The sequence below is a fragment of the Arenibacter latericius DSM 15913 genome, from assembly GCF_000424985.1.
GTDB classification, from domain to species: Bacteria; Bacteroidota; Bacteroidia; order Flavobacteriales; family Flavobacteriaceae; genus Arenibacter; species Arenibacter latericius.
Genome location: NZ_AUKX01000003.1, coordinates 107,215 through 120,447, shown reverse-complemented (window position 1 = coordinate 120,447; position 13,233 = coordinate 107,215). Strand labels below are relative to the sequence as shown.

Below are 13,233 nucleotides of genomic sequence, written 5' to 3'. Positions count from 1 at the left end.
GTTTTTCTCAATAAATCTTCAAAAACAACTGAAAATTTCTGAAAATTAATGATTTTATACGACTTTTAGTCCAATTGTATATTGTTTCTTAGAATTTTAATCTTTGATAAAAAAAACTCCCACTTTATATAAAATGGGAGTTTATATCGTAAACTTTGAATACAACTTATGCTACAGCTTCTTCAGTTTGGTCAATTAAAACCTCACCACGGTAGTATAATTTGCCTTCATGCCAGTGGGCTCTATGAAATAGATGCATTTCCCCAGTTGTTGGGTCTTTTGCAACGGTAGGAGCTACGGCCTTGTAATGCGTTCTTCTCTTATCCCTTCTGGTTTTGGAAATTTTTCTCTTAGGATGTGCCATTATGAAACTTATTTATCCGTTAATAATTTTTTTAGTGCGTCCCAACGGGGATCTATATCTTCTTCTTTTTCAATCTTTAACTCTTTTGGCTGAAGTTCCTCCAACTTTTCTAATGCTTCCGATTCTAAAGTACCGTCCAGAACTCCTGGGTGGATTTTTTTAATCGGTACGGCCAAAACTAACATTTCATAAATATATTGCGCAATGTTAATTTGGTGTTCCGAGTGCGGAAGTATCAAAATCTCGTCGTTATCATCATTATACTCATCACCAAATTTAATTGCCAATTCCATATTAGCATTTATTTTTTGGTCATAAGGCTCATTAGAGACATCACAATTAACATTTACTGTTCCCTGTGCATGTAACTCTAACTCCATAACAGTACTCATTTTATTTAATGTAGCAGCTATAGCTATATCTGCCCCATTAAACTCATTGTACTCAAAAGACTCAAAGAACTTATTTTCAATGGTATATTCAAACTCGTGTTTCCCCTGTTTCAACCCTGAAAAAGGAATACTAAACTCCTTATGCTTCATCATTTCACACTGGTTTTTAACGTACCCGCCACAATAAAGGCGGGTGCAAAGATACTATTATTTTATAAAATCCCAACAAATCAAAAGAAATAAATAAAAGTGCTGTAAAACCCCTTAAAGCGGTGGCCCCAAGCTCTATAGCCCATCAAAAAGAAACTTTTTTTCTACCTTTTAATCTTTTGCTTCTTCAAAACATCGCTAGTCAACTCCTTATATTCCAGTCTATTCTTAAAAATACTTAGGGCTGCAAAAACTGCTTCTTTAAAAGAACTGTTATCAGCAACTCCCTTCCCTGCAATCTCATATGCAGTACCATGATCTGGAGATGTTCTCACTTTAGATAGGCCTGCGGTGTAATTTACACCCTTTCCAAAAGACAAAGTCTTAAAAGGAATTAGACCTTGATCGTGGTAGGCCGCCAAAATAGCATCAAACTGCATAAAATTATCAGATCCAAAAAAGCTATCGGCAGAATAAGGTCCAAAAACTAGCTGTCCCTTTTCGGACAATTCTGCAATTACAGGCTTAAGAACCTCATCATCTTCTTTCCCTATAACCCCATTATCACCGCTATGAGGATTAATTCCCAATAGTGCAATTTTAGGTTTCCTAATTCCAAAATCTTGTTTTAGAGAGTTTTCAATAGTTGCAATCTTACTCCTTATTAATTTGGGAGTTATCGCTGCTGCTATATCCTTTACCGCAACATGATCTGTAAGCAAGCCTATTCTTAAGCCTTCAGAAACCATGAACATAAGGCTCTCTCCTTCAAATTCCTGAGCTAAAAAATCGGTATGACCAGGAAATTTAAAATCCTCGGCCTGTATATTATTCTTGTTTATAGGAGCCGTAACCAAAACGTCTATCTCATCGTTTTTTAAGGCTTCTACTGCTGCCCTTAAGGACTGAATAGCATATTTACCGCTCTCTGATGTAGGAGTTCCAAATTGTACCTTAGGAGTTTCTCGCCATACATTAACCACATTCACCTTTCCATCTAAAGCCATTCCGGGTTCCTTAATCCCATTATAATTTACATCTATATTCAGCGCCGATTTCTGGAAGGCCATAGTTTTGTTGGACGCGAATATTATAGGAGTACAAAAATCGAGCATACGGACATCCTCAAATGTTTTAAGTACCACCTCGCACCCAATACCATTTAAATCACCTATGGAAATACCCAATTTAATTTTTCCTTTTTCCTGCATCCTGTATTATCGTTTAATATGAAATAAACCATTAAATTTACACCACAAAACTAACTAATTAAAACGACACATGTTTACTGGGATAATTGAAACTTTGGGAGAAATCAAAAATTTGGAAAAGAATGGTAGCAACCTTCATATCACCATTAAATCTTCCATTACCCAGGAACTTAAGATAGATCAGAGCGTTGCCCATAATGGGGTATGCTTAACAGTTGTAAAAATAGAAGACGATTTTTATACTGTAACCGCAATAGACGAAACACTACAAAAAACCAATCTAGGAGAACTGAAGGTTGGCGATTATGTAAACTTAGAACGTGCTATGGTATTAGGCGCAAGATTAGACGGCCATATTGTACAGGGCCATGTAGACCAAACTGGAGTCTGCAGCAATATACAACAGCAGGATGGCAGCTGGATATTCACCTTTAACTACGATGCCAGTTTAAATAATGTAACCATTGAAAAAGGCTCCATAACTATAGATGGCACCAGCCTAACTGTTTTTAACTCCGATAAGCATAGTTTTAGCGTCGCTATAATTCCATACACCTATGAACACACCGTTTTTAATTCTTACAAAATAGGGACAGTAGTTAATTTGGAATTTGATGTAATTGGTAAATATGTTTCTCGATTGTTAGCACTTAGAGAATAAAAAAAGTGTTGAATTTTAACTCTGCGATGGCAGTGTTCCGAAGTATTAAAATAGAATGGAAAAATAAAACGCTACAGCACCGCTTTTTTTGCTCACAGTAGAGTTCTTAGAACCCCTATTTTTTAAAAATTAATCTATCCGAATTTTTTGAGGGTTTATCTCCGTATAAATATGGATCTCCAGGGTTCCTAAGCCTTACAAAACGAGCTGGCGTCCCATATACCACAGTATTCCTTATAACATTATCCATCACCAAAGAACCGGCGCCCACAATACTATTGTGACCTATAGTAATATTATCAATAACATTTGCTCCTAAGGATATTGCCGAAAATTTACCAAGCTTTAAATTAGAACCAGCACAGACCCCAGAGGAGATACTAGAATAATCTTCCATAAAACCTTCATGCCCTAGGGACGAATTTGTGTTTAGAATACAAAAATCTCCAATTGTAGAATTTGAACTCACTATAGCACCAGGCATGATAACCACTCCCATACCAATCTTCACTCTTTTACCAATAACAGCATTCGGATGGATTACTGATATAAATTTAATTCCTGGAACAAGTTTCATTAACTTATTCACCATATTTTTCCTGATCCAATTATTACCAATTGCAACAACTACCCCGTAAATATTATGCGCTTTAATTAGATTAGGAAGTTCCTTTTCGCATCCCAATATTTGATGTCCATTGTGTTTTAATCCTTTCTCTTTAAAGGAATCCAAAAACCCCAAAACTGAATATTCCCTGTTTTTTAAGATACAGTCTAACACCACCCCTCCATGACCTGAAGCTCCTACTATTAAGACTTTTTTCATTTTCAGGGGTTTTTTTATCGTTGCACTCCTAAGAGCACACACTAACTTTACTTAATTAACACTATTTCTTTAAAATTATTGTTTTAAAGTGCTGTTACATTCTACACAAATTCGAAACCCACTCTCCTATTTTACAAAAGAAAGGGCATGTAATCTACAAAAAAAATGCCTAAACTTTCACCATCTTATCTTTTTAAATGACACCCCATCACAAATACTTCGGATTCTAAGCATATATAATACAGCCCAATAAGAGCACCTTGCTTTGGTAGATTTATATATTATTGCGCTATATAATTAAACAACCCGCTGTTTAAATTACCTTAAGGATAGTCTTACAAATAAAAGGCGCACCACAATGGGTGCGCCTTTATATTTATATCGTTTTTAAGTGCAAAATTTATAGAATATGATCTTTCATCTTATTCCAAGCTCTTGCCAATAATATTCCAGATACAAGTGCAACACCGGTTAGAATCATTGCACTGGTAGTCTTTCCGTAGATCCAATATCCTGTAGCGAACATACAAGAGTATATTAGCACACAACCTAGCAACATAGCCGAAATCCCTGCTGGAACACTCCATTTCTCTTTAGTGTTAACTATCTCTACGTTCTCCGCTTCTGCCTCGTCTACCACTTTAGACCATCCTGGTCCTCCTGGCTGAATTTTTCTATAGAAATCCTGTAAGACCTGCTTAGACTCTGGTTGCGTCATAAAGGTAGCAGCTAACCATATAGCAGTTGTAGATACTACCACAAATATATATTCGGACCAGGCTGGAAAAACACCAGTTTCTGCAGCAAATAAAAATGGACCAATAGCCGTTAATTTTAGCACTATAGAAATAATACCAGAAGCAAACATTGCAGTAATTTCACTCCATGCGTTAATTCTCCACCAGAACCATCTTAAAATAAAAATAAGACCTGTTCCCGCACCAAATACTAATAACACCTCAAACAATTGTAAAGCATTTTGCAACAATAAGGCCAATACAGCACTACAAACCATTAATATCACAGTAGAAATTCTACCTACAGCAACCAATCTTTTTTCAGAGGCATTAGGATTAATCTGTTGTTTATAAAAGTCATACACTATATATGATGATCCCCAGTTCAACTGTGTAGAAATGGTACTCATATAAGCTGCTATCAAAGAGGCCAATACCAATCCTAAAAGTCCACTAGGTAATTTGGTCAACATAGCAGAATACGCTAAATCGTGTCCTAATTTATCTACTGCTACATTTGGGAATGCCTCGTGAATACTAGCAATATCTGGATAAACCACCAAAGACGCCAACGCCACCAAAATCCAAGGCCATGGTCTTAAAGCATAGTGCATAATATTAAAAAAGAAGGTAGCTCCTATTGCGTGGTTTTCATTTTTTGCGGCCAACATCCTTTGAGCGATGTAGCCACCACCACCAGGTTCTGCTCCTGGATACCAAGAACTCCACCATTGTACTGCCAAGGGAATCACCAATAGGGTAATCACCGCCTGTGTATTTGTAAAATCAGGTAATATAGAAAGCTTGTCTGCAACGTTTTCATTCGCCATAAGCGCCTCAATACCACCAACTTCTGGAATATTCACCAAATAATAGGCTGCTCCAATAGCACCTCCCATAGCGACAAAGAATAAAAGGAAATCTGTGTATACAACCCCTTTAAATCCACCTAAGGCACTGAACGTCACCGTAATTAATCCTGCACTTACCACTGTCACCCATGGCTCTAAGCCCAACATTATACCACCAATCTTAATTGCTGCCAAAGTAACGGCAGACATGGTAATTACGTTAAAGATAACTCCAAGATAAACTGCTCTAAATTTTCTTAAAAACTCAGCTGGCTTACCTCCATACCGAAGCTCATAGAATTCCAAATCCGTATTCACATTGGATTTCCTCCACAGCTTAGCATAAACGAATACCGTTAGTAAACCCGTTAATAAGAATGCCCACCATACCCAGTTTCCTGAAACACCATTGGTACGAACAATATCAGTAACCAAATTAGGTGTATCGGTAGAGAATGTAGTAGCTACCATAGATAGTCCTAATAACCACCATGGCATAGTTCTACCGGAAAGGAAATATTCTGAAGAACTTGCCCCTGACTTTTTAGAGACATAAATCCCAATAAATAATACGATCGAGAAGAAAACAATTATAAAACTATAATCAAGCGTACTTAATTCCATTTATTTGATTTTGGTAATTGAAAAACGATAAAGATATATTTTTTTGGGATACTTTTGCTTAATGTTCGTCAAATGTTATAAATGATTCTCTCAACAACAATTGATATCACTTTTACGGCATGGGTACTTGCTTTTACTGCAGTTTTTATCCTAGGGATTTCTAAAGCCGGTATTAAAGGTATCGCTATAATCATTGTTACTTTAATGGCCCTTGCCTTTGGAGCAAAGGAGTCTACAGGTGTACTTGTCCCCTTATTAGTAGTAGGCGACACCTTCGCGGTAATCTATTACAATAGACACGCCCAATGGAAATATGTACTCGCATTTCTACCCTGGATGATATTAGGCATACTTATAGGAACAGCTGTGGGAAAGGATTTACCAGGAAACACCTTTAAAATTGGCATGTCTGTTATTATATTAGTTACTGTGTTAATAATGTATTGGTGGGATAGGAAAAAGTCTAAGCATGTTCCCACTCACTGGGCTTTTGCAGGCTTTATAGGAACCATTGCAGGAATAACGACCATGATAGGAAATCTAGCTGGAGCTTTTTCCAACATATACTTTTTAGCTATGAGGCTTCCTAAGAACGAGTTTATTGGTACTGCAGCTTGGTTGTTTTTTATTGTGAATATCTTTAAACTCCCCTTCCATATCTTTATCTGGAAGACTATAACCCCTGATACACTTTTGATAAATCTAAAATTAGTCCCTGGAATCATTTTGGGACTTTTTATTGGAGTGCGCTTGGTGAAAATTATAAAAGATCAGTTTTACAGAAAAATGATTCTGATCTTAACTGCAATTGGGGCTTTTCTTATCCTCTTTAGATAACCCACAAACCCATTAAAGTACACACAAAAAAAGCTGGTGCCACGCACCAGCTTTTTTAATTAAACTAACTCAAACTAAACTAAACTTCTTTTAGCAAAAATCGCATATTCAAACCACCTTTAGGTTACCATAACTTCATGATAAGGTTATCTAAACAGGGTAGAACTAATTTTGCTAAATATCTAGCGTTAGCTATAACACAGATTTAAAACCTGCAAAACGTTATTTCTTATCTAAACTCAAGGGTTTTCCCTTAAAGCTAGGGCCTTCCAGAGTCACCCCTAAATTCTTTATCACTGTAGGGGCAATTTGATTGGTGTATAACTGCTCTTCCTTGGTAATTTCTCCCAAAGCGCTTACTCCTTTTCCAAAAGCGACTACCCATACACTTCCTGCACCATTTATACTACTGCCATGACCTCTCCAAGTATCTAATGGGTCTGTTCCTCGCCCATGATCAGTAGTGATAATAAATGTAGTGTTGTCTTTATAAAAAGGATCTTGCTGGGTAAATTTCCATAATTCCTCTATTAAACCATCCGTATTTTGGGCCGACTTTAAATAGGAGTCATAATCGCCATCGTGAGCAAAATCATCAGTTTCTCCATAGGAGATAAACACTAATTTAGGATGCTTTCTTTTCATATACTCCAAAGCATAATGTTGGGTAAATGCATCTAGACGAACAGACCCCCATGGACTAGGAATTTCCGATTGAAGTTGGTTTAAGAATATTTCCCTTTCTGTTAAGTCATTCCCTTCTGCAATTTTAAACCCTGCATTAACTGGGACTCCAGAACGTGCTTCGTTTACAATAAAAGGGAATACGTCCCAACTACCAAAAGCAGCCACTTTACCTTTATAGGCTGGTAAATTGTTCACTCGCTCTAAGATAGTCTTATTAGGATTGTTTTCTTTTCTATTGCTATTGATTCTCTCATCATCTGCCTCTCCAGTTAGAATCTCATTATATCCAGGGTATGAAAACCACATCTTATTGGTAAGGTCCACTTTACTACCTGCATTCCTATTTCCGTGCAATTGCCCCATTTTTTGCACCTTATTCCAAAAAAATGGCATTAAAACAGTCCTTCTTTCCTCAGGGGTATCTCGCCAAAATTTAGCTTTAAGACCGGTAGTATCACCTACATATTTCTTGTTGGCCACTAATAAAGGATCAGCTCCCGAAAACAGCTCTTGCCAACGGAGCCCATCCAAGGTGATAAGAATTACATTGGGTTGCTTTTCTGTTTGTGCGATGGTTTTGGAGGAAATTCCCGCCAAAAGAACCATCATTAAAATTACTACATTTCTTTTCATCTTATTATTTAATTTATAGTGTTTAAAGTTAAAGTATTACGCCAATAGCTTCATTTTAAGTTTCCCTATGTAAAAACAGTTCCACAAGAAATAGGAAGAATTAAGCTATTAGCATTATTTTTATTCACAAGTAAGATCATTCACTTTTCAGTATGACTTTAAATTTAACCCAGTTTTCCGTTTTAGAAAACAGGGATGTTAAAGGTTCAAGAATTAGTTAGGCCTAATAGCTACTATACCACTAGATTAATACACCAAAATAATCATTCTTTCTTGGTTATAGATGTCATAATCCCAATTAAAATTACAACCATTTTTTAGTTAAACTAATTCCAACAAAAAGAGTTCTGGGCTAATTTGAGTTATAATTGACCCTTATTCAGCTATTGTAACCACCAGCTAATTTCTCTTATTTTATCATTTCCTGCTCCAAACTGGACTTCAATTGCCTTGGAAACATTCTCGGTATTGTTATTGTATTCAGACTGTGGATACATCCATCTAGTTGGAGGTGTTTTCCCAGGTAGTTGCGAAAAATTAGGGTATCCGGTTCTTAAGTGATCAAAATACATCCTCCAATCTGATTGTAAAAAGGAGGTGAAATATTTTTGGGTAAGTATTAGCTCTAATTTTGTTTCGGATGGCATCATCTCTTCAAATGCTACTAAAGGACCGTTTAAATAAGTTTCGGCATCCAAAGCATCTACATAAGTTTCAAAATTTTTAGCATAATCGTTATAAAAGCTAAAAGATGCTTTTACTCCGTTTTCGTAATGAGTTTTGGCAGAGGTGCCTATCCAACCCCTTACGGACGCTTCCGCCAAAATAAATTCTAATTCCCAATACCCCATTAAATTATGCGGCTCTGTAGTTGGGTCTGTAGTATATCTCAGATTCACTTTAGAAACGTCACCTGCAGCGGCTTTATCATTTATTTCGGCATAAGGAGCTAAAGGGTCACCACCTTCATAGGCATTAAAATCATCTATTGCTAATCCTGCCTCCTTGGCGTTTTTTGTCCTTCCACAAAAGATAAACAACCTAGGATCTTGCCTATCCTTTAACCTATCTACAAAAGTGGCAGACATATACATACCAGATCCATAGCTACTAGAGTTAAACTCTCCATATCTACTGCCTTCTTCATCGGAGTACACCAATTGACCATTGTCTTCATTAGAGACCATAATTGGCTCATTGGCATAAATAGAAGCAAATGCATCTTTAACCCCTAAATGGGAGTCACTTTCTTTTTTAGAAAGGGTCATTAATACCTTTAGCCTAAAAGAATTTACCAACTTTCTCCATTTTAAGGCATTACCGCCAAAGATAATATCACCTGCAATTACTTCGGTATTGTCTTTTAAAAGTAGATTTGCCTCTTCTAGTTCTTTTAAAATCCCTATAAACACCTCTTTTTGAGAATCGTATTTAGGGGCATAATTTTCCCCTGTTTCACCTTTCAGGGCCTCACCATAAGGAACATCCCCAAAAGTTAAGGTTAAATTATAAAAATAATAGGCTCTAAAGAACTTGGACAGGGCAACATAGGCGTCACTATTGATACGTTCTGCTTCTTGCATCATCTTAGTTACTTCCCCCAACATATTATAGTCCTCAAAACTAGCACGACTCCAATTATAATATTGGTTATTACTTTCTCCATCTGTTTGCACTAGCATTCTAGAGGCATATAAGGCAGAAGTTCCTTGCACCGTAAACGCATTGCTAGCAATATTGGTTAATAATAATTGCGGATGAGTCTGACTTACATTATTAGGATTCTCGTTAATATCTGATAAATCGTGGCATGCTGTTAAGGTCAGCAGGATAATTAAATGGTATAAAATTTTTATTTTTTTCATTGTACTTTTTATTACTAAAATTTAACATTAACACCCATACCAATATATCTTGAAGAGGGGTCTTGAAGGTTGTTGTCATCACCAAAATCTGGATCAATAAGATCTGCCTTCTTCCAAACAAAAAGGTTGTAACCACTTAAGCTAGCCTCTAGGCTCTTTACCCCCTTTAAATTGGCCAATTCCGTAAGATCATATTTAAAGGAAAGGGTACGCAGTTTAAAAAAGCTACGGTCAAAAATATTAGCGAATTTTTTATTTTCGTTTTGAGTTACAGCGGCCCGATATGGGTAATTCTGCGACCAAGACTGCCAGCTTACCGCAGTAGTATTTTCTTGATAGGTTCTAGTATCAGAAATTACGGTACCTTCTACATCTTGGACCAATTCTCCTCCGGTAACCACAACACCTTGGGGAACATAAACGGGCTTCCCAGCTGCATATTCCGCATCTCTATATTCTGTAGAGTTAGGATGCTTACCACCCCACCACATTTTCTCTACGGTTAGCGACCTCATTAATCCGCCCCAAACCCCATCAATACCGATATTTACGGAAAGTTTATTGAATTTTAAGGTGTTTTGAAGTCCCAAAGTCCAACTAGGATCTGTATGTCCCAATCGTTGTTGGAAATTATCTCTTATAGGCATTCCCGAATCGTTTAATATTAAATCCCCGGCATCAGATTTTTGCCAAACAGTAGCGTAATAACTATCGGCACGGTCATTAAGTCTTAAATTGTTATAAGTGGAATTCCCCCCATAAATTTCTGTGATACGCCTTACCTTTCTACTCCAATTAGCCGTTGCATCCCATCTAAAGTTATCGGTACGAATTGGCGTTGTACCTAAGACAAGTTCAACGCCTTTAGTAGTATACTCATTGCCATTTACCTTTCTACTTTGAAATCCGCTAGTATTAGAAATTGGCAAATCTATAATCTGATTGGTATCTACCACATTGTAGTAGGTAAGGTCTAAACGCAATTTATTTTGTAAAAACGCAGAACTTAGTCCTAATTCAAAAGAAGTAGAGCTTTCTGGCTGAATATTAGCATTGACCAAACCATTAGGGTATTCCAATTTAACATTCCCTCCAAATACGCCATTATTAGTATAAAAAGATTCGGTACTGTAAGGACCAAGATCACTAGAAACCTTTGCCCAAGAACCAAATGCTTTTAAATAGTCTATCCCTACAGGTAAGTTTACATAATTTGAAATAACGGTACTTAAAGAAGCGGAAGGATAAAAATAGGACCTGTTTTCTTTTGGTAAAGTAGAAGACCAATCGTTTCTAGCTGCCAAGTTTAGGAACACCGAATTATAAAGATCTAATCCAAAAGTAGCATACACACTATTGGTGGCCTTTTCCTCTAAATGGGTTTTAGCTGCCACAGCACCCTTGGTATTATTTAAACTATATATAAAAGGAACCACCAATCCATCAGTAGAATTATACTCTTGTTGGTATTTTCTATAAAAAGAAGCTGCACCGGCATTAATATCAAAAGAAACGTTATCGCTCATATCTTTGTTGTAAGACGCTAGGATATCGTAATCTACAGTGAGCTTATTACTGTTCCAGGTTTTATAATCTCCTTCCCTAGCATCGCCATAATTTAAATAGCTTTTAGGGCTTTGGCGATCTTCAAAAATATCTTGGATTACGGCAGACCCTTTTGCCTGTACTTTAAGGTTGTCGGTTATTTCATAGGTCAATGCCAATTGTGCATTAATAAGGTCGGCATCGTACTTTTGATTTAGCTCATGAGCAGCAAAATACACATTGTTATACCAAGCATAATTATAGTTTGCTTGCCTATACCCCTCTTGCCCTGGAATATAACGATGTTCGTTCAATTCTTTTCCATTAACATCATCCCCCATCCAAATGAGAATAGTATACATATGGTTTTTAGGACCATATCCGTGTCTAGGATAGTTGGGCGAGTAGACTTTATTATAAGATAATTTACTATCTAATGTAAGCCCTTCGGATAGGTTATTGGTCGACTTAAAACTTAACCCTCCGGTTTTAAGGCTTGCATTGGGGACCCTATCTTTTTGACTAGAAAAATTTCCTGATAGCCTAAAGGCTCCTTTTTCCGTTTTGTTAGCTATCGCAAAATCTGTTGAACTAATATACCCTGGCTCCAAAAAGTCTTTTAGGTTATTGTGGTATTTCCAAGGGGTAGGAACTCTAGAGTAGCGCGACTTATCGTTATACTGTGTTCCAGAAACATCGCCCCACCATGGAATAGTTTCCTTCGTTACATTATCATAAATAGGGCTATTCCATTGTGATACCAAAACTCCAGGCTCAAATTTAGGCCCCCATATCATGTCTCCATCGGATACGCCACCATCTTTCCCATCCCAAAACTCATATTTTCCATTAGAACCGTTACCGTATTCGTTCTGAGTTTCAGGAAATACCGTAAATCCAGCCGAAACCATCGTATTATGAGATACAGTTATTTCTAAACCATCCGTTTTAGCATTTTTTGTAGTAATCAATATTGCACCATCTCTACCTCTAGACCCGTATAGTGCCGATGCCGTAGTTCCTTTTAACACATTAATATTCGCAATATCATTAGCGGAAACGTCGTAAAAATCTGTTTCTACCGCAATTCCATCAATAACAATCAAAGGTGTTTTTCCCCTAAGAGAAAAAGACGGCTTTTGAAATAGCCCCGTAGGGTTACTGACTGTAAGTCCGGCTACCTGTCCAGAAAACAAACTCCCCACATTAGGTGCACTTACCTCCTCAATTATTTCAGTATCGATGTTTTGGGTGGCATAGCCTATTTTCTTTTCCGCACGGCTAATTCCTAAGGCGGTTACTACTACCTCATCAAGTTTTTGTGAATCTGGTAATAATTGAATTAAGGCCCTATCCTTATTAGCTGCCTCAAATTCAGATGTGATATATCCTATATAAGATATTACTAAGGTTTCATTTCCCGTTGGTAGTTCTATTTGAAAAAACCCATCAAAATCTGTAGCTACCCCAGTTACACTTCCCTTTATAACGATAGAAGCTCCCGGCAAAGGAAGATTATTTTCATCCAAAACCGTCCCCTCAAGTATTGTTTGGGAGTGGCCAGAAACAAATGCCAACAAAGCAATTGTTATAATTAGTTTCAATTTAATCATGTTTTTTAAAGATTCTTTTAGTGGTTTATTAATGTGCCGCAAAGATGCTTGTGCCACGTTAACCACGCCTACCTTTTATATTAAGTGATTGTAATGATATCGCTCGGTTTGTTAGCTAAAGGTTATGCTAGAATTTAGTGATACTTATTATCACTTAGGTTAAGATTCTCAGGAGGCTTTGTCCATAAGATTAATAATTCTGGACTTGAGCATTTTAGATTGTGAAGAGAAATATAG

The 13,233-nt window shown here is 36.8% G+C and carries 10 protein-coding genes; 2 read left to right on the top strand and 8 right to left on the bottom strand.

The annotated features are described in order from the left end of the window. Positions 1-166: 166 nt before the first annotated feature. The 3 genes from rpmF to pdxA all read right to left on the bottom strand — a co-directional run bounded on the left by rpmF (position 167) and on the right by pdxA (position 2,117). Positions 167-364, bottom strand: coding sequence for a 50S ribosomal protein L32 (gene rpmF, locus H344_RS0102205; protein ID WP_026808788.1), 198 nt, complete (start codon positions 362-364; stop codon positions 167-169). A gap of 8 nt (positions 365-372) precedes the next feature. Continuing rightward, positions 373-909, bottom strand: coding sequence for a YceD family protein (locus H344_RS0102200; protein ID WP_026808787.1), 537 nt, complete (start codon positions 907-909; stop codon positions 373-375). A 161-nt stretch (positions 910-1,070) separates the two neighbouring features. Then, a complete protein-coding gene (pdxA, locus tag H344_RS0102195) occupies positions 1,071-2,117 on the bottom strand; it encodes a 4-hydroxythreonine-4-phosphate dehydrogenase PdxA (RefSeq protein WP_026808786.1) in 1,047 nt (348 codons plus the stop codon). Positions 2,118-2,187: 70 nt separating this feature from the next. On the opposite strand from pdxA, the gene H344_RS0102190 reads away from it, so the two are divergent. Next, the gene (locus tag H344_RS0102190) at positions 2,188-2,778 is read left to right on the top strand and encodes a riboflavin synthase (RefSeq protein WP_026808785.1); all 591 of its coding nucleotides are present in this window, start codon (positions 2,188-2,190) and stop codon (positions 2,776-2,778) included. Positions 2,779-2,893: 115 nt separating this feature from the next. Here the strand turns inward: H344_RS0102190 and H344_RS0102185 are convergent, their stop codons facing one another. After that, positions 2,894-3,604, bottom strand: coding sequence for an acetyltransferase (locus H344_RS0102185; protein WP_026808784.1), 711 nt, complete (start codon positions 3,602-3,604; stop codon positions 2,894-2,896). Positions 3,605-4,004: 400 nt separating this feature from the next. Continuing rightward, a complete protein-coding gene (locus H344_RS0102180) occupies positions 4,005-5,816 on the bottom strand; it encodes a sodium:solute symporter family protein (protein WP_026808783.1) in 1,812 nt (603 codons plus the stop codon). A gap of 81 nt (positions 5,817-5,897) precedes the next feature. Here H344_RS0102180 and H344_RS0102175 point away from each other — a divergent pair, with 81 nt between their 5' ends. Then, on the top strand, positions 5,898-6,653 hold the full coding sequence (locus H344_RS0102175; protein WP_026808782.1) for a sulfite exporter TauE/SafE family protein: 756 nt from the start codon (positions 5,898-5,900) through the stop codon (positions 6,651-6,653). A gap of 222 nt (positions 6,654-6,875) precedes the next feature. Here the strand turns inward: H344_RS0102175 and H344_RS19585 are convergent, their stop codons facing one another. The 3 genes from H344_RS19585 to H344_RS0102155 all read right to left on the bottom strand — a co-directional run bounded on the left by H344_RS19585 (position 6,876) and on the right by H344_RS0102155 (position 12,996). Next, positions 6,876-7,973 (bottom strand): alkaline phosphatase family protein, encoded by a 1,098-nt coding sequence (locus H344_RS19585; RefSeq protein WP_034256028.1) that lies wholly within the window; start codon positions 7,971-7,973, stop codon positions 6,876-6,878. Positions 7,974-8,356: 383 nt separating this feature from the next. Continuing rightward, complete coding sequence (locus H344_RS0102160; RefSeq protein ID WP_026808781.1) at positions 8,357-9,838, bottom strand: SusD/RagB family nutrient-binding outer membrane lipoprotein; 1,482 nt, start codon at positions 9,836-9,838, stop codon at positions 8,357-8,359. A 14-nt stretch (positions 9,839-9,852) separates the two neighbouring features. Further along, complete coding sequence (locus tag H344_RS0102155) at positions 9,853-12,996, bottom strand: SusC/RagA family TonB-linked outer membrane protein (protein ID WP_157378111.1); 3,144 nt, start codon at positions 12,994-12,996, stop codon at positions 9,853-9,855. Positions 12,997-13,233: the final 237 nt, after the last annotated feature.